Source organism: Amycolatopsis sp. NPDC098790 (assembly GCF_044759945.1).
Lineage (GTDB): Bacteria > Actinomycetota > Actinomycetes > Mycobacteriales > Pseudonocardiaceae > Amycolatopsis.
In genome coordinates this window covers 1612717-1629676 of the sequence record NZ_JBIWAI010000001.1, presented here as the reverse complement: position 1 = coordinate 1629676, position 16960 = coordinate 1612717, and the positions used below count along the sequence as shown (strand labels likewise).

General features: G+C 71.5%; 17 protein-coding genes. 4 read left to right on the top strand and 13 right to left on the bottom strand.

The window, feature by feature from the left end; all coding sequences use genetic code 11:
* Positions 1–52: 52 nt before the first annotated feature.
* The 7 genes from ACIQWX_RS08170 to ACIQWX_RS08140 all read right to left on the bottom strand — a co-directional run bounded on the left by ACIQWX_RS08170 (position 53) and on the right by ACIQWX_RS08140 (position 8177).
* Positions 53–1732, bottom strand: coding sequence for an ABC transporter substrate-binding protein (locus tag ACIQWX_RS08170; RefSeq protein WP_400867201.1), 1680 nt, complete (start codon positions 1730–1732; stop codon positions 53–55).
* 304 nt (positions 1733–2036) lie between these two features.
* Positions 2037–2597, bottom strand: coding sequence for a uridine kinase (locus ACIQWX_RS08165; RefSeq protein ID WP_400867199.1), 561 nt, complete (start codon positions 2595–2597; stop codon positions 2037–2039).
* A 4-nt stretch (positions 2598–2601) separates the two neighbouring features.
* Positions 2602–3036: a DUF2304 domain-containing protein gene (locus ACIQWX_RS08160; RefSeq protein ID WP_400867197.1), complete on the bottom strand. Its 435-nt coding sequence runs from the start codon at positions 3034–3036 to the stop codon at positions 2602–2604.
* Between the two features lie 12 nt (positions 3037–3048).
* Positions 3049–3750, bottom strand: a complete 702-nt coding sequence (locus tag ACIQWX_RS08155; protein ID WP_372671766.1) for a glycosyltransferase family 2 protein — start codon at positions 3748–3750, stop codon at positions 3049–3051.
* A gap of 59 nt (positions 3751–3809) precedes the next feature.
* On the bottom strand, positions 3810–5789 hold the full coding sequence (locus tag ACIQWX_RS08150) for a DUF6541 family protein (RefSeq protein WP_400867195.1): 1980 nt from the start codon (positions 5787–5789) through the stop codon (positions 3810–3812).
* A gap of 61 nt (positions 5790–5850) precedes the next feature.
* Positions 5851–7146, bottom strand: coding sequence for a lipopolysaccharide biosynthesis protein (locus ACIQWX_RS08145; RefSeq protein ID WP_400867193.1), 1296 nt, complete (start codon positions 7144–7146; stop codon positions 5851–5853).
* Between the two features lie 8 nt (positions 7147–7154).
* Positions 7155–8177: a glycosyltransferase family 2 protein gene (locus ACIQWX_RS08140; RefSeq protein ID WP_400867191.1), complete on the bottom strand. Its 1023-nt coding sequence runs from the start codon at positions 8175–8177 to the stop codon at positions 7155–7157.
* Between the two features lie 84 nt (positions 8178–8261).
* Between ACIQWX_RS08140 and ACIQWX_RS08135 the strand changes: the two genes are divergently transcribed.
* Both ACIQWX_RS08135 and ACIQWX_RS08130 read left to right on the top strand, forming a co-directional pair.
* Positions 8262–9359 (top strand): UDP-N-acetylglucosamine 2-epimerase, encoded by a 1098-nt coding sequence (locus tag ACIQWX_RS08135; protein ID WP_400867189.1) that lies wholly within the window; start codon positions 8262–8264, stop codon positions 9357–9359.
* Positions 9360–9415: 56 nt separating this feature from the next.
* Positions 9416–9973 carry a glucosaminidase domain-containing protein gene (locus ACIQWX_RS08130; protein ID WP_400867187.1) on the top strand — a complete coding sequence of 186 codons (558 nt, stop codon included), beginning with the start codon at positions 9416–9418 and terminating at the stop codon, positions 9971–9973.
* On the opposite strand, the gene ACIQWX_RS08125 is transcribed toward ACIQWX_RS08130, so the two are convergent.
* The 3 genes from ACIQWX_RS08125 to ACIQWX_RS08115 all read right to left on the bottom strand — a co-directional run bounded on the left by ACIQWX_RS08125 (position 9930) and on the right by ACIQWX_RS08115 (position 11290).
* Positions 9930–10169 carry a hypothetical protein gene (locus tag ACIQWX_RS08125; protein WP_400867185.1) on the bottom strand — a complete coding sequence of 80 codons (240 nt, stop codon included), beginning with the start codon at positions 10167–10169 and terminating at the stop codon, positions 9930–9932. The two genes, ACIQWX_RS08130 and ACIQWX_RS08125, sit on opposite strands and share 44 nt — an antisense overlap.
* A 159-nt stretch (positions 10170–10328) precedes the next feature.
* Positions 10329–10925, bottom strand: a complete 597-nt coding sequence (gene recR, locus ACIQWX_RS08120) for a recombination mediator RecR (protein ID WP_364014686.1) — start codon at positions 10923–10925, stop codon at positions 10329–10331.
* A gap of 5 nt (positions 10926–10930) precedes the next feature.
* Positions 10931–11290, bottom strand: a complete 360-nt coding sequence (locus ACIQWX_RS08115) for a YbaB/EbfC family nucleoid-associated protein (protein ID WP_400867182.1) — start codon at positions 11288–11290, stop codon at positions 10931–10933.
* 79 nt (positions 11291–11369) lie between these two features.
* Here ACIQWX_RS08115 and ACIQWX_RS08110 point away from each other — a divergent pair, with 79 nt between their 5' ends.
* On the top strand, positions 11370–12218 hold the full coding sequence (locus ACIQWX_RS08110; RefSeq protein WP_400867180.1) for an N-acetylmuramoyl-L-alanine amidase: 849 nt from the start codon (positions 11370–11372) through the stop codon (positions 12216–12218).
* Here the strand turns inward: ACIQWX_RS08110 and ACIQWX_RS08105 are convergent.
* A complete protein-coding gene (locus tag ACIQWX_RS08105) occupies positions 12203–12556 on the bottom strand; it encodes a winged helix-turn-helix transcriptional regulator (RefSeq protein ID WP_400867178.1) in 354 nt (117 codons plus the stop codon). The genes ACIQWX_RS08110 and ACIQWX_RS08105 overlap by 16 nt on opposite strands.
* A 49-nt stretch (positions 12557–12605) precedes the next feature.
* Between ACIQWX_RS08105 and ACIQWX_RS08100 the strand changes: the two genes are divergently transcribed.
* Positions 12606–13034, top strand: a complete 429-nt coding sequence (locus ACIQWX_RS08100) for a TIGR03618 family F420-dependent PPOX class oxidoreductase (RefSeq protein WP_400867176.1) — start codon at positions 12606–12608, stop codon at positions 13032–13034.
* On the opposite strand, the gene ACIQWX_RS08095 is transcribed toward ACIQWX_RS08100, so the two are convergent.
* Together ACIQWX_RS08095 and ACIQWX_RS08090 are read right to left on the bottom strand one after the other, a co-directional pair.
* A complete protein-coding gene (locus tag ACIQWX_RS08095; RefSeq protein WP_400867174.1) occupies positions 13031–15364 on the bottom strand; it encodes a DNA polymerase III subunit gamma and tau in 2334 nt (777 codons plus the stop codon). The two genes, ACIQWX_RS08100 and ACIQWX_RS08095, sit on opposite strands and share 4 nt — an antisense overlap.
* A 43-nt stretch (positions 15365–15407) precedes the next feature.
* Positions 15408–16958, bottom strand: coding sequence for an ALF repeat-containing protein (locus tag ACIQWX_RS08090; RefSeq protein WP_400867172.1), 1551 nt, complete (start codon positions 16956–16958; stop codon positions 15408–15410).
* Positions 16959–16960 lie beyond the last annotated feature (2 nt).

Below are 16960 nucleotides of genomic sequence, written 5' to 3'. Positions count from 1 at the left end.
GGCATGGGGTGGGCGCGGTAGCACCCACCCCATGCCTCGCGTGGTGGAACTGTCAGTTCACGGTGACGGTGTTGAACCGCTCATCGGTCAGCGGACTGGCGACCAGACCCTTGACCTTCGGGCCGACCACGATGGCGGGCGGGCCGTAGGAGATCGGGATCGCGGGCAGGTAGTCCATGATCTGCTTGTTCACGTCCTGGTACGCCTTGGCGTGCGCGTCGCCGGCGGGCGAAGCGTCCGCGGCGGCCAGCGCCTGGAACAGCTGCGGGTTGTCGAACCCGAACTCCGGCTTCTTGCGGCCGAAGAAGGTGCCGACGAAGTTCCCGGCGTCGTTGTAGTCACCGGTCCAGCCGAGCAGGTGCAGGTCCTGCTTGCCGAACTTCTGCACGTCGTCCTTGTAGCCACCGTTCCACGGCTTGGCGACGGCCTCGACCTTGACGCCGATGGCCTTCAGGTCCTCGGAGATCGACGTGAAGACGTCCGCCGGGTTCGGCATGTACGGACGGGTGACCTCGGTCGGGTAGTAGAACTTCAGCGTCAGGTTCGTCGCGCCGGCCTGCTGCAGCAGGTCCTTGGCCTTCTGCTGGTCGTACGGGTACTTGGTGACGTCGTCGGTGTAGCCGGAGATCGTCTTCGGGACGAACTCGGTGGCCACCTCGGAACCCTCGGGCAGCTTGCTCTTGACGAACTGCTCGCGGTTGATGCCGTAGGCCAGCGCCTGGCGGACGCGGACGTCCTTCAGCTTCTCCCCGGCCGGGCCGGACTGGTTGATGCCCAGGTACAGCACGTTGAACGGCGGCCGCACGAGCACCTGCTCGCCGTCCCCGCGCAGCAGGTTGTAGTCGGCGGGCGCCGGGTAGTCGTAGCCCTGGATGTCGCCGGCCTTGAGGGCCTGCTTGCGGGCGTTCTCGTCCGGGATGACCTTGAAGATCAGCTTGTCGAGCTTCGCCGTCTGCGTCGGGCTGGTGTCGTTCTTGGACAGGGTGATCTCACCCTTGCCCTGGTCCCAGCTGTCGAACTTGAACGGCCCGGTGCCGACCGGGTGCTTGTTCGCGTACTCGCTGTAGGTGAACGAGTCACCGCTCTGCGTGACCTGGTCCGCGTTGTACTGCTTCAGCGCGGTCGGGCTCTGCATCGAGAACGAGGGCAGCGTGAACGCCGCCGGGAACGCGCCCTTGGCCTTGTTCAGGTTGAGGACCGCGGTCGCCGGGTCCTTCGCCTCGCAGCTCTTGTAGACCGGGTCGCTGTAGTCGTCGCTCTCGTTCTTCGCGAAGCCGCCGAAGACGTCGGCGTAGTAGATCATCTGGCTCTGGGCGGCGGCGCCCTTCATGTTGAACCAGCGGTCGAAGTTGAAGCAGACGGCGGTGGCGTCGAACGGGGTGCCGTCGGAGAACTTCACGCCCTGCTTCAGGCTGAAGGTCCAGGTCTTGCCGTCGTTGCTCGGCTCCCACTTGTCGGCGAGGGAGGGCTCGAGGTCGGCGGTGCCCGGCTTGTTCTGGATCAGCGTGTCGAAGATCTGCCGCGTGATCCGGAAGGTCTCGCCCTCGTCGTTGAAGATCGGGTCGAACAACTTCGGGTTACCGGCCGCACCGAAGATCATCGTGCCCCCGGAACCACCCCCCGCGCCCTCTTCACGCTTGGATTCCGCACAAGCGGACAGCGAAACCGCGAGCGCGCCGGCGAGCCCGATCAGGGCCACGCGGCGTGTTCGGGTCAGCCGCAATTGCTGCATCTGGCACCCCTTGGGAGATGTTCGGGTTTCAAAGTCACCGTCCGGTCGGTCAGGAACTCGACGGACGATCGGTGTGCCCAGCGACACTAGCGGGAAGTCGGCCTGGGCTTAAGTACGTGAGGTTACGATCGCGCTACGTGGGCACCGATTTGACCGCAATGTGTCCGTAAATCGTGACAAAATGTGACCGTTTGTGGCCCGCAACTCCACCCGGTGCCGGATCACTAACTCAGATGGCGGTACCAACGTTAGCCCGGTCGTGGTGGCGCAACCGTTCCACCTTGATCGATACGGAGTCCAACGCTCACGCACGGTGACCGGATGAACCCCTACGAAAGTCGGATCCGGCGGCCGACGCGGTGCCGTCGACGGCGAACCAGCCGCGTTCGAAGCGTTGCCAGCGGCCCAGTTCGGCCTGTGCGGCCACGCCGTCCCGCGCGACGGTCCGGGCCAGCCGCTCGGCGTCGGAGCCGCCGGAAAGCCAGCAGAGGTGCGAAAGCAGGGGTCTTGCCGAAGTGCGGCCGCTCGAAACGCCCTCCAGCACCAGGACGTCCGGCACGGGCACCCGGACCAGCTCGCCCGGCCGGGGCGTCCCGCTCGTCCAGTCCATCCGCCGGTAAGCCCCTTCGACGCCGGCCGCGAGGGGCCGCAGGACGCCGTCCACCAGCCGCGGCCACCACGAAACCGGGTCGTCCCAGGTGGCGAAGGCGTCGGTGCTCACGAGCTCGGTCCGGCAGCCGCGCGCCCGCAGGTCGGCGACGACCTGGGCGGCCAGCGTGGACTTCCCGGCACCCGACGGGCCGTCGATGGCCAGGACCCGGACGCCGCCGAGGCGGGCGGGCGCGGCCAGCAGGGCCTCGATCAAGCCGTCACTTGCTGACGCGCTCGACCTCGGGAAGCCCTTTGACGTCGTCCGGCGCGGTCGTGCGCGCCTCCAGCTCGCTGATCCGGCCCGCCAGCTCGCGCTTGGCGTCCTCCAGCTCGCAGCGCAGCAGCGCGATCTCCTCGACCGACGTGCGCACCTCCTCCTCCAGGTGCCCGACCTCGGTCGAGAGGTGCAGCGACACCAGTGCCAGCACGACGCCGGCGAGGAGGAAGACGAAGTTCGACGGCGTCTGCACGCCGGTGTGCTCGGCGAGGAACTCGGCCGCCTGCGGCAGCACCGCGAGGACGACCACGCCGACCGCGACGACGAGCCACACGCCCGCGTACTTCTCGCGCAGCTTCCGCCGCCGCATCATCTCGAGGACGACGAACAGCACGACACAGGCGACGACGATGCTGAGGATGCGCCAACCCTGCATTTCTGCTTCCCCTTACGCCGAGTCGGACGAGTCGACCGCGGGCCGGCGGCGCACCAGCGCCAGCAGCAGCGCGAGCCCCGCCCGGCTCAGGTAGACGGCGGACTTGACGGGTGAGTGGCTGGGCGTGCCGCCCGCGCGCTCCCGCATGACGACCGGGACTTCCTTGATGGTCAGCTTGGCCCGGATGGCCATCACCAGCGACTCGACGGTGTCGCCGAGGTACTCCGCCGGGTAGTAGCCGGCGAACAGCCGGATCGCGCGCGGCCCCATCGCCTTGAAACCCGACGTGACGTCGGTGAGCTTGGTCTTCGCCAGCCGCGAGAACACGAGCGAGAGCGCGACCATCGCGTACTTGCGCGGCCCGCTCGCCTTGTACGAGCCCTTGCCGGCGAACCGGGAGCCGATCACGATGTCGGCGTCGTCCAGCCCGCGCAGCAGCGCGTCGAGCTCGTCCGGGTCGTGCTGGCCGTCCGCGTCCACCTGCACGACGACGTCGTACCCGCGGGCGGCGGCGTAGCGGAAGCCGGTGCGCATCGCGCCGCCGACACCCAGGTTGACCGCGAGGCGGGCCACCTCGGCCCCGGCCGCGCGGGCGAGCTTGGCGGTTTCGTCGACCGAACCGTCGTCGACGACGAGCAGGTCACCGCTCGGCAGAGCGCGTTTCACCTGGTCGATGACCGAAGCGACGCTCGCGGACTCGTTCAGCGCGGGCATCACGATGAGCACGCGGCGGCTGGTCACGGAGGTGCTGGACACGCGATCACTCTAGCCTTTCACTGCCCGTTACCGGCCGCGGACCCTGGAGCCGCACCGGCTGCGACGACGCCCTGCTGGCCTTCGATCTCGTACACGGTCGCGCCGGGGTTGCGGAACACGACCTTGAAGCCGGGGGTCGTGTCGAGGTGCATCAGGCCGGGCCCGCTGTTGGTGTCCTTCGTGACCTTGCCCTTGCCGACGAAGACGTACCGGACCTTGAGGTCGGTGAGCAGCTCCCGCACGCGCGGGAACTGGTCGATGTCGTCGAGGTAGATGCTGAGGTAGCCGGCGGGGGTGTCCATCTCGGCGCCGTAGAACGTCCACTCGACCGGCTGGACGCCGTCGAGCGCGTACATCCAGACCGAGCCGTCGGCCTTGCCGTTCATCACCCGCTCGCCCGGCCCGACGTGGCCCGCGAGCCAGTCGAACGCCGAGCGCTCGTCGTTGCTGACCGTCGGGCCGCCGCTGTAGTTCTGCTGCAGCCGGGCGGCGTTGCGGCCGATGTAGCCGCCGCGGCTCAACCCGCCGATGACGACGACCAGCAGCACGACGCCGACCGCGGTGAGCGTCGCCGGTGAGACGTTCGGCAGCCGGCCGCCCGCCTTGCGCGCGATCCAGCGGGCGGCGGTGTCGGTGAACTCGCCGAACGCGACCGCGCCGGCCAGCGGAACCAGCGCGCCGATCCGCCAGTGGTCGTTGTAGAAGATGCCGGTGAGGGTGTGGATGAGCGGCGTCTCGAGCGAGACGGTGGCCGCGAACAGCCCGCCGAAGACGACGTAGGCGGCGACCATCCACAGCATCCGGCGGTGCTTGACCAGCAGGAAGACGCCGATGAGAGCGGGCACGCCGATCCACCACTGCGGGAACGCGGCCATCGGCGAGAACGTGAGGGTCTCGCCCAGACCGCCGGTGACGGTGGCCTCCGACGCCCAGAACGCGCTCGTCACGCCGCCCGCGTTGTACAGCGAAGGCAGCGCCAGCGGCAGCCCGCAGACGACGGCGAGCGCGACCGTGGCCCCGAGCGAGGCCGCCGACCGGCGCCAGTCGATCCGCTCGAACTTGAAGAGCACCGCGAGCAGGATGAGCAGGAAGTACACGACGACGACGAACGCGACGCTGGTGTGCAGGCCGATCAGGCCGGCCACGCCGACGCCGATCGCGACCGGGCCGGCGATCCCGCGCGGCTCCAGCAGCCGGCGCGCGAGCGCGAGCATCGCCGGGATCAGCGCGACGCCGGCGACGTACGGCCAGAGCGGGCCGCGCCACAGCGAGTCGTACGGGAAGTTGGTGAACGACGCCGACACCGCGGCGGCCGCGGCGACCGCGAGCGCGGGCATCCGCCAGACGTGGCCCATCGCCGCGACGCCGATCGGCACGCACAGGATCACCGTGAGCGCGCCCATGTTCAGCGTCGGCATCATCGCCAGCCCGGCCTTGTCGAAGACCAGCGCGAGCAGGGCGTGGTAGGTGTCCGGGTAGAAGTAGTTCGTCTGGTTCGGCAGGTTCGCGATGGTGCCGACGGTCGAGGGCCGGGCGTCGCCGTGCTCGGCGATCCAGCGGACGAGGTTGGCGTGGAACGGCGCGTCCCAGCCCTGCTGGACCTGGTTCAGGCCGCGGGCGCCGCGCAGGAACGTGACGATCCCGACGAGGCTGCCCGCGCCGACGCCGGCGCCGATCAGCAGGTGCTCGCGCAGCGAACGGGCGGGCGCGGCCGCCTCGGCGTCCTTCTCGGCCCAGTCCGGGTGGCGGCGCGCGGTGAAGCGCTGCACTCCGAAGGCGAGCCCGAAGCCGACGATCGAGAGCACCAGCGTCCACAGGGCGACGTCGAGCGTCGTCCAGCGGATGCCGAGCCCGCCGAGCACCGGGACGCCCAGGCTGACGATGCCGAACGTCAGGATCGGCGCGGCCGCGGCGAGCAGCCAGCCGCGCAGCCGGATCGCGGCCCCGAAGACGAGGCCCGGCAGCCAGAAGGCGAGCACGACCAGAAGTACGTTCATGGTTTTCCGCTGTCCAACCTCACCGGCGTTTCACGCCGATCCTGTCCCGGTTCCGGCCGGGTCACCCTACTGGGACGTCCGGGGCGGGCCGCACGTTGCCCGGCCGCCGGAGGACGAACGCCAACACGACCACGAGCCCCAGCGTGGGGCCCCCGGCCAGCCCGGCGACCGCCTTGAGGATCGGGTCGCCCGGCACGAGCAGCAGCGTCGCGGCGGTGGCGACCGCGACCACGGCCCAGGTGACGAGCACCTTGTTCGCTTCCTTGCGCGCCACCAGCACGGCGGTCATCAGCTGCAGCGCCGTGAGCAGCACCGCACCCCACACCATCCACGCGACCCACCAGCCCTGGGCGACGAAGCCCGAGCCGTAGAGCAGGGAGACCAGCCACGGCCCGATCAGCCAGCCGACCAGTGCGCCGACGACGCCGAGGACGATCGTGCCGAGCGCGCCGACCGCGAGGAGCTTCCGCAGCCGGTGCTGCCCGTCTTCGGTGCCCGAAAGCCGGACGACCGTCGGCACGGCGAGCGCCTGCAGCGGCGAGAGCAGCAGCAACGGCACCCGCGACACGGTGAGCGTCGCGAAGAGGACGCCGACGTCGCGCTCGGAGCCGCCGGGCGCGAGCAGGCTCACCATCGCCGGGTAGCCGGTGATGACGCTCGCGGTCAGCGCGGCGCCGGTCAGCAGGACGAGGATCCGGGCGGTCACCGGGCCCCAGCCCTCGCCGTCGGCGTGCGGGTCGACCAGCCCGGAGACCGGCTTGACGAACAGCAGCCAGGCGAACGAGCCCGCCGCGGCCGCGATCGCGAACGACGTCACGCCGGTGAGCCCGGCGGCGACGATCCCGAACAGGACGAGCACGCGGACCGCGGCCTCGGCCACGACCAGCCAGGAGTACGGCTTGATCCGCTGCTGCCCGACGAGCAGGCCGCGGGCGGCGAACTGGCAGGCGAACGAGATCGCGCCGCAGAGCACGATGACGCCGAGGGCGGTGTTGCCGTTGTAGAGCCGGTCCGACAGCACCGGCACGGTCATCGTCAGCGCGGCGACGACGGCGACGGTCACGGCACCGACGGTCAGGGCGCGCAACGCGGGTTTGCCGGCCTTGCCGCCGTCGAGCGCGGCCACCGCGGACTGGCGGGACAGCTCCTGCTCCAGCGGCGACAGCGCGCTGCCGAGGCCCATCAGGATGCCCCAGAACGAGAGGTAGACCTTGCTGTTCTCCGGGCCGAGCCAGCGGGTGGCGAGCAGCGTCAGGACGTACCCGAGCGCGATCGCGACGAGCAGCGAGACGCCGATCTTCCCGGCCGAGCGCCCGGTCTCCTTCGCCAGGCTGCGCCCGTCCGCTTCGTCGGTCACCGGGGAGCTCATCGTCCCCGCCGCCGGCGGGCGCGCAGCGCCATGACGAGGCCGCGGACGGCACCGGCGCCGAACCCGGCCCCGAACACCGGGGCGAGCTTCGCGACGGCCTTGGCCTCCGCGGTCGTCGCGCCGAAGCGCGTCACGGCGGCCCCGGCCGCGGCCGAACCGGCGGCCGCGAGCAGCACGGCCGTCTTCGGGCGTCTGACCGCGACGCCGAGGCCGAGCAGGCCGACACCGAACGCGGCGAAGAGGCCGTTGCGGGCCGGTCCGGGCGAGCCGAGGTAGGAGTCCACGAACGTCGTCCCGCGGAAGTAGGCCTGCGCGGCGAACTTCTTGAAGCTGTCGCGCCCGTGGTAGGTCGCGGAGAACTCCGGGGCGAGGAAGATGCGGTGGCGCTCGGCGATCCAGCGCAGGACGCCGGTGTCGTCGCTGGCGAAGCGCACGTCGTCGAACAGGGAAACGAAAGCGTCCGAAGCCGCTTCGAGAACGCCGCGCGGCGCGGAAAAAAATCCGGTGCCCTTCGGGAAGAGGTCGAACTCCTCGATGCCGAAGGACATCAGGCGCGGGTCGGCGCAGTAGCGGCGCCAGGGAATCTTCACCAGCCCGGCCATGAAACCGGCGTACGGGTTGTTTTCGGAGGCGACGTTGACGTGGCCGTTCCACACCGTGCGCTCGGGGTGGTCGACGAGCTGGTCGCGCAGGAAGGTCAGGGAGCCGTCGTCCACCACGACCCGGCTGTCGAGCAGCAGGATCTGGTTGCCGGAGGCCTTGGCGATGCCCGCCCGCCGGGCTTCGAAGCGGCCGGAGTTGGCCTGGCCGACGACGGTGATGCCGTGGCGTTCGCGCAGCTCGTCGAGCCGCGACGGCGTGGCGTCCGTGCTGCCGTCGTCGACGACCACGACCTCGATCGGCCAGTTCGCCGTCTCGGCCGAGGCGAGCAGCGCGCCGACACTGCGTTCGATCCAGTCCTGCTCGTTGTAGACCGGGATCACGACGCTGAGCGAAGGGAGGAGCGGGTTCGCACTCACCGGGCCGAGGCTACCCGGCGGCCCCCACGGGAGGTCGGCCAGTATCCTTACGCCACCGCACCCGACCAGAAATGGGCTTTCACGGTGATTTCCTTCATTCTCGGCACCACCGCGGAACTGATCAAGATCGCGCCCGTCTACCACGGGATCCGCGAGCGCGGGATGCGGCCGAAGATCTGGTTCACCGCGCAGCACGTCGACGAGGTCGCGGACGTCCTCGCGGACCTCGACATGCCCGCGCCGGACGTCTGGCTGGTGCCGGAGGAGAAGGCCCACAACCTCGAGTCGCCGGCGCAGGTGCCGGGCTGGGCCGCGCAGGTGCTGCGCACCGCGTGGAGCCGTCGCCAGGAGCTGCGCGCCGCGCTGACCGAGGACGGCCGTCCCCCGCTGGTGCTGGTGCACGGCGACACGTTCACCACGCCGTACGGCTCGCTGATCGGCAAGCGGATCCTCAAGTCCCGCGTCGGGCACGTCGAGGCCGGCGCGCGGTCGGGCAGCATCCTGTCGCCGCTGCCCGAGGAGCTGAACCGCAAGATCGCGGCGAAGATCGTCGACATCCACTTCGCGCCGAGCGCGCGTGAGGTCAACAACCTCCGCAACGCCCGCGGCGTGGTCGTCGACACCGAGGCCAACACGGCGATCGACGCGATGCGCCTGGCCATCAACGGGCCGCTGGACGTGCCGAACCTGCCGGAGAAGTTCGGTCTCGCCACGCTGCACCGCTTCGAGCTGGTCTCGCGCCCGGACAAGTACCGCGAGGCGCTGGAGATCCTGCGCGAGCAGAGCCGCAAGATGCCGATCCTGTACATGGCCGGCGCGCCGGAGCGCGAGAAGATCCGCGCGCTGGGCATCGGGAACATCTTCGACGACCAGTTCATCGTCCAGCCGAAGATGCGTTACCTGAAGTTCCTCCCGCTGGTGGCGCGCGCCGAGTACGTCGTCACCGACTCGGGTGGTCTTTCGGCGGAGTGCTACTACCTCGGGCTCCCCTGCGCGGTGCACCGCGAGCGCACGGAGACGCCGCAGCACCTCGGCGAGACGGTCGTGCTCACGGAAATGCGCGGCGACAAGCTGCAGAACTTCCTCGACACATACCAGAACCGCCGCGGCGAGTCCTGGATGGACAAGTACCACCCGTCCGAGATCGTCGTCGACACGCTGGCGCAGCTCGGCTACTGCTGAGGTCTCTTTGGGGTGACCCCGCGTTTTTCCGGGGGTGAGCCGGGCAAAGTGTCGCCATGATCCACATCGGACTGGCGGCGCTGCTGGCGGTGGTCCCGCCGCCCATCGACCAGGCGTCGGTGCGCGACGCGGCGCTTTCCTCGGGTTTCCAGGAGGCGTACGTCGGCTCGGCGGGACCCATCGCGCAGGCGATCCACGCGGCGTACGACATCCCGGCGTCGGTGACGGTGGCGCAGTCGATCCTGGAGTCGAACTGGGGCCGCAGCCGGCTGTCGGTGAACGAGCTGAACTACTTCGGCTTCAAGTGCGTGACGCCGGCGAGCCCGGGACCGATCGCGGTGCGGTGCGCTTCCTACCCGACGACGGAGTGCATTCCGGCGCCTTGTCACCCGGTGGATGCGTATTTCCGCTCGTACGCGTCGATTTCCGACTCATTCCGCGATTACGGAAGGTTGCTGACGACGTCGTCGAACTACGCGGCGGCGTTGCCGGTGCGGGACGACCCCGACGCGTTCGTCCGGGCGGTGGCGCGGAAGTACGCCACCGACCCGGAGTACGCGAACAAGGTGATCAGGTTGATGGACCTGTACGACCTGCGCCGCTTCGACCGGTGAGCTTCTCGATCTCCTGGTCGTAGAACTCCTGGGTCAGTTCACCGAGCTTCTCGAAGAACGCGACCCCGCCGATGGTCAGCGTGGCGAGCAGGTCCTCCTCGCCGGCGACGGCGGCCCGCCTCGGGCCGCCGTCGAACTCCAGGACGAAGCGCACCACCCCGCCCGGCACCAGCTCCAGCCGGAGCACGCCGTCCATTTCCCACAGCGGGACCTCCGCCGATGGTCAGCTCCAGCATCCCGTCGCGCCGGTGGACCCCGTACGAGCCGGGCAGCTCGGCGCAGTCCTGGATGTCGACGAGCTCCGCCTTCCGCGCCCGCCCGAGGAGCAGGAACGTCCGGATCGGCTCGACGGTCCCTAGAGCACCCGCCGGCCCGAAAGCGCGCGTCCGAGAGTCAGCTCGTCCGCGAACTCCAGGTCGCCGCCCATCGGGAGCCCCGATGCCAAGCGCGTCACGCTCAACCCCGGGAAGTCCCGCAGCATGCGGACCAGGTACGTCGCCGTCGCCTCGCCCTCCGTGTTGGGGTCCGTCGCGATGATGATCTCCTTGATGTCCGCCTCGCCGATGCGCTTGAGCAGCTCGCGCATCCGCAGCTGCTCCGGCCCGATGCCGGACAACGGGTCGAGCGCGCCGCCCAGGACGTGGTAGCGGCCCTTGAACTCGCGCGTCCGCTCGACCGCCAGCACGTCCTTCGGCTCCTCGACCACGCAGATCACCGTGAGGTCGCGGCGCTCGTCGCGGCAGATGCGGCACTTCTGCTGCTCGGAGACGTTGCCGCACACCTCGCAGAACTGCACGCCCTCCTTGACCTTGCCGAGCACGTCCTGCAGCCGCGCGATGTCGGCCGGGTCGGTGGCCAGCAGGTGGAACGCGATCCGCTGGGCGCTCTTCGGCCCGACCCCGGGCAGCCGCCCGAGCTCGTCGATCAGGTCCTGGACGACACCTTCGTACAAGTTCGTCAGCCGCCGAAGCCGAGGCTGCCGAGGTCCGGCATGCCGCCACCGCCGCCGAGCCCGCCTGCCAGCGGGCCGAGCTTCTGCTCGGTGAGCTTCTGCGCGCTCGCCGACGCGTCGCGCACCGCCGCGACGATCAGGTCGGACAGCGTCTCGACGTCGTCCGGGTCGACGACCTTCGGGTCGATCTTGAGGCTCTTCAGCTGGCTGTCACCGGAGACGGTCGCGGTGACCAGCCCGCCGCCGGCGGTGCCGGTGACCTCGGTGTTCGCGAGCTCTTCCTGGGCTTCGACGAGCTTCTGCTGCATCTGCTGCGCCTGCTGCATGAGCTGGGAAATGTCGAAGCCGCCGCCGGGTTGCGCCATGATTCGCTCGGGTCCTCTCTGCACGCCTGTGTCAGCCACCAGGGTAGTCGCGCCACGCGGGGTGCCGGGCTGTGGCACCGTGGTCGCCGTGCGACGCGCGATTGTCCCCTTCCTGCTGGCCGGTGCCCTGCTGCTCACGGGCTGCTCCGACGACGTCCCGGCGGCGCCGGTCCCCTTGACCACCAGGACGGTCACGCCGACGACCGTGACTTCCGCTCCTTCGCCGGTCACTTCGCCGGTCCTGTCTTCGTCGGTTGCCGCGCCGCCGCCGGTCGCGTCCGGGAGGGTCGTCGTGCTGGACCCCGGGCACAACGGCGGGAACGGCTCGCACCCGGCCGAGATCAACCGCCAGGTGCCGGCGGGGCGCGGGCAGACCAAGCCGTGCAACACGACGGGCACCGCGACCAACGCCGGCTACCCCGAGCACGCGTTCACCTGGGACGTCGCGCAGCGGGTCGGAAAAGCGCTGGCGGGCAAGGGAATTCGCGTCGTCTACACGCGACAGAACGACACCGGGGTCGGCCCGTGCGTCGACCGCCGCGCGGCGATCGGCAACGAGGCCGCGGCGGACGCGGTCGTCTCGATCCACGCGGACGGCTCGACGGCGGCGGGCGCGAACGGCTTCCACGTGGCGTATTCGGCACCACCGCTGAACGCGGCGCAGGGCGAGCCGTCGACGAGGCTCGCCCAGGTGGTCCGCGACACGCTGCGGACGTCGGGGTTCAGCACGTCGAACTACATCGGCGGCAACGGCTTGTCGGCGCGGTCGGACCTGGGCGGGCTGAACCTGTCGACCCGCCCGGCGGTCCTGGTGGAGTGCGGCAACATGCGCAACGCGGCGGAGGCGGCCCGGATGACCAGCGAGGAAGGGCGCCAGCAGTACGCATCCACGCTCGCGGCGGCGATCGAGGCCTACCTGGCGTCCTGAGCCGCGACGACGGCGTCACCGTTGACCGTGGCCCACTTCGTCAGGACGCCGATGGGTTCGACGAGGGTCTGCCCGAGCTCGGTCAGCCGGTACTCGACGCGGGGCGGCGCCTCGGCGTACGCGCGGCGGTCGACGAGGCCGTAGCCCTGGAGCTTGCGCAGGGTCTGGGTGAGGACCTTGCGGGAGATGCCGCCGATGAGGTCGACGAGCTCGCCGTGCCGCCGAGGCCCGCGGCTGAGCGCGAACACGACGACGACCGCCCACTTGTCGGCGATGATCTCGATCGCCAGCCGGGCGGGGCAGTCGGCGAGGAAGACGTCGCCGGGGAAGTCACCCATGGGAACCAAGGTACCGAGCGGTTCCTTTCGGATTCCTAGTCTCGGGGACATGGAACTTCCCGAAAGCAGTCATCGCCTGTTCGAGCGGCCGTTCAACGCCGTGCTGACCACGATCAACCCCGACGGCTCGCCGCAGACCTCGATGGTCTGGGCCAGCCGCGACGGCGACGAGATCGTCATGGGCATGGAAGGGCGGCGGCCCAAGGTGCGCAACATCCGCCGCGATCCGCGGGTGACCGTGCTGATCGAAGACCACGACGGGCACGACGAGCGTGGGCTGCCGCAGTACCTGCTGGTCCGCGGCACGGCCCGGGTCGTCGGCCCGGACATCGCCGACGAGTTCACCGCGCTGATGGACCGGCAGGCCCAGCGCTACCTCGGTGCCCCGAAGTACCTGCTGGGCAACCAGGGCTCGCCGACCGCGGTCATCGTGCGGATCACCGCGGACCGCGTGACGGGCATCGGCCCCTGGGCCTAGTCCAGGGGGCGGGCGCCGAGGTGGTCGGAGATGAGCTTGCGGGCGACCTCGTCCGGGTCCTGGTCCGGCGGCGGTGGGGGCGGCGGCGGGGCGGGGCTGGCGTCCTCGTTGTAGAGGTCGTCGTCGTCCTCGTCGGACGGTTCCGGGGGCAGCGGGATGTCCGGCTCGGCGGTGGTGACCTTCGGCCGCGCCGGGGCGGCAGCGGGTGCCGGAGCGGGCGCGGGCCGCGCGGGCGCCGCGGCGGGAGCGGGGGCGGCCGCGGACTGCCGGGTGAACGACCGTTCCGGCGCGGGCGCGGCCTGCTGGGCCCGGGCGGCGGGCGCGGCGGGGGCGTTGCCGTGGACGCAGCGGACCCGCCAGTCACCACCCAGGACGTCGGCCAGCGCGCCGGCGATCTTCTGCGCGTTGTCCTGGTCGGACAGGCGGCGGGCCAGCGGTTCGGACTTGTGGGTGAGGGTGAGCGAGTTGCCTTCGACGCTCGCGACGGTGGCCTGGGTCAGCATCGCCTCGAGGCTCCGGCCGCCGGTGAACTTCCGCAGGGCGGTCATGAGCTGCGGCCAGACGTTCCGGATCCCGGCGGCATCGAGAGCGCCGGAAGCAGCGGGTTCGGCCGCGGCCGGGGCGGGCTGGGACGCGGGAGCCGCCGCAGCGGGCTGGGCCGGAACGCCGCCGCCCGGAGTCCGCGGGGTGCCCCAGCCACCATCACCGGACTGGGCCGCGGGCTGAGCCGGAGTGCCGCCGCCCGGAGTCCGCGGAGTTCCCCAGCCACCATCGCCGGGTTGGGCAGCGGGGGCGGGCTGCGCCGCCGCGGGGGCGGGGGTGCCGCCGCCCGGGGTGCGCGGAGTTCCCCAGCCACCGTCGGCGGACTGGGTCGCGGGGGCTGCGGCAGCGGCCTGCCCCGCCGAGGCGCCGGCGGCTGCCACCGCCGGCGTGCCGCCGCTCGGAGTACGACCGTCGGCGGGTTGGCCCGGCGAGGTGCCGAGTCCGGCCGCCGGGGTTGAAACGCCGGCGCTGGCCGCCGCGGGTGCCGGTCGCGCAGCCGGCTCGGGAGCCGCCACCGGGGCCGGCCCAGCCGACGACGCTCGCTGCGAAGGCCGGGAAAACTCCCTCTCCGACGCCGCCCGCACCGGGGGCTCCACGCCACCCTCCGCCGGAGCGCCACCCCCACCGGCCAGCGTCGCCCGGCGCTCCAGCCGCTCGATCCGGGCCAGCAGCGCCTTCTCCGCCTCCGTCACCGACGGCAGCAGCATCCGCGCGCACAACAGCTCGAGCACCAGCCGCGGCGAAGTCGCGCCGCGCATCTCCAGCAGTCCATTGTGGACGATGTCCGCGTACCGGGACAGCGTCGCCAGGCCGATGCGCTCGGCCTGCGCCACCATCCGGGTCAGCTCTTCCTCCGGCGCGGACACCAGCCCGCCCGCCGAATCCGGCACCGCGCGCAGCAGCACCAGATCACGCAAGCGGTCCAAGAGATCCGTCGCGAACCGGCGCGGGTCGTGGCCCGCCTCCGCGAGCTTCTCCACCGTCGAGAACACCGTCGCGGCGTCCTCCGTCGACAGCGCGTCGACCATGTCGTCGATCAGCGCGACGTCCGTGACGCCCAGCAGCGCCACCGCGCGCGAATACGAAACGCCGTCCGGGCCCGCGCCCGCCAGCAGCTGGTCCAGCACCGACTGCGTGTCGCGCGCCGAGCCGCCGCCCGCGCGGATGACCAGCGGGTACACCGACGGCTCGACCTCGACGCCCTCCGCCGCGATGTTGCGCTCCAGCAGCGCGCGCATCGAGCTCGGCGGGATCAGCCGGAACGGGTAGTGGTGCGTGCGCGAGCGGATGGTGGTCAGCACCTTGTCCGGCTCGGTCGTCGCGAAGATGAAGATGACGTGCTCGGGCGGCTCTTCCACGATCTTCAGCAGGGCGTTGAAGCCCTGCGTGGTGACCATGTGCGCCTCGTCGATGATGAACACCCGGTACCGCGACTCGGCCGGCGCGTAGAACGCCTTGTCCCGCAGCTCGCGGGCGTCGTCGACACCACCGTGGCTCGCCGCGTCCAGCTCCGTGACGTCGACGCTGCCCGAGCCCTCCGGCGCGAGCGCCTTGCACGAGTTGCACTCGCCGCACGGGTCCGGCGTCGGCCCCTTCACGCAGTTCAGCGAGCGCGCCATGATGCGCGCGCTCGAGGTCTTCCCGCAGCCGCGTGGACCGGAGAAGAGGTAGGCGTGGTTGATCCGCCCGGCGGACAGCGCCGTGCGGAGGGGTTCGGTCACATGCTCCTGCCCGACGACCTCGGCGAAGGTTGCCGGACGGTACTTGCGGTACAGCGCGAGAGCCACCTCGCGAGGGTACCGGGCACCACCGACAACCTTCGCCGTGCGGTCAGGGCAGCTGGGCCAGCAGGCCGTTCACCTTGGCGACGTGCGCCGCGGTGAAGGCGTCACGCGCCCGCGCCTTGCCCAGTTCGCCGTCCAGGTACGGCTGCAGGCCCGAGCGCGGGCCGTCGAGCACGCCCTGCGCGACGGCGTCGACCTCGGGGCCGTCGGACAGCGTCCGGGTCACGTAGACGTCCAGGTCGACCAGGTGCGCTTCGTGCTGACCGTGGGCGAGGAACTCGCGGACGTCCGCGACGGTGCCGTCGAGCGCCTGCTGCGCCCACGACTTCGTCGCCGGTCCGCCGGCGGCCATGATCTGGTTGACCTCGACGCGGTCGTCGGTGTCGCGGCCCGGGTAGTCGCCCGTGCGCAGCAGCGCGGCGACCCCGGCGTACGGCCCGGCGAGCGCGTCACGAGCGGCCTGCCGCAGCCCCGGACGGGCCGTGGTGTCGGCCGCGATCGCGGCGACGGCGGCGCGGTCGTCGGTCTCCTGTGCGGCGACGAGCCCGCTGCGCACGAAGGTGACGACGTCGTCGTCCGTGCCACTCAGCGCGGCGCGCGCGGCGTTCTTGACGGCGGCGCCGCCGTTGCGCAGCAGGTAGACCGACGCGCGACGGCCGTTCGGCACGGTCAGCGCCGGGTCGGCCGCGTCGGCGAGCAGCTTGTCGTTGTCCGTCTTGGCCTGCGCGGCGCGGGCCGCCGCGTCGCGGGCCTCCTGCTGCGCGGCGGCCTCGGCCCCGGCGGCCGCCCGGCCGTCCTGCTGCCCCTTGGCCCGCTGGGCGGCGAGCCGGTCGGTGTTCGCCTGACGCGCGTCCGCCGCGATCTTCCGCGCTCGCTCCCCGGCGAGCCGCACGATGAGCGGGTGGTTGGCCGCCGCGCCCGCCTTGGCGCCGTCGAGCTGGCCCTGGACCGCGGCGAGCTCGGTGTCGCCGTCCGCGGCGACCTGGCGCCAGAGGGAGAGGAAGTACCGGACGTCGGCCGGGGTGCCGTCGAGCGCGGTCTGCGCGGCGGCCTTCACCTCCGGGCCGCCGGCGGCCATGGCCTGGCTGGCCGTGACGCGGTCGTCGACGTCCTTCGCCAGCTGGAGGCCGGTTTCGAGGAACGCCCGGACGTCGGCGGGCGTGCCGTCGAGGGCGCGCTGGGCCCGCTCGTTGACCGTCGGGCCACCGGTGCTCATGGCCTGGCCGACGGCGATGCGGTCGTCGGCGACGCGGGCCTGGGCCAGGCCGGTGGCCAGGAACGCGCGGACGTCCTCGATGGTGCCGTTGAGCGCTTCCTGGGCGGCGCGCTTGGTGACCGGGCCGCCGGTCGTGAGCGTCTGGGTCACCAGGACCCGGTCGTCGTCGTCCTTCGCCTGCTGGCGGCCCGTCGCCAGGAAGGCCTGAAGGTCGGCCGGCGAGCCGAACAACGCCGCTTCGGCGGCTCTGGCGACGCCGGGGCCACCGGTTTCCAGGTACCCGACGGCCTGGGCCCGGTCGGGCAGCACGTCCGCGGCCGCCGGCGTCGCGAAGACCCCGGCGGCGAGTGCCGCGGCGACGATTACTGCGTTCGCACGCAAGG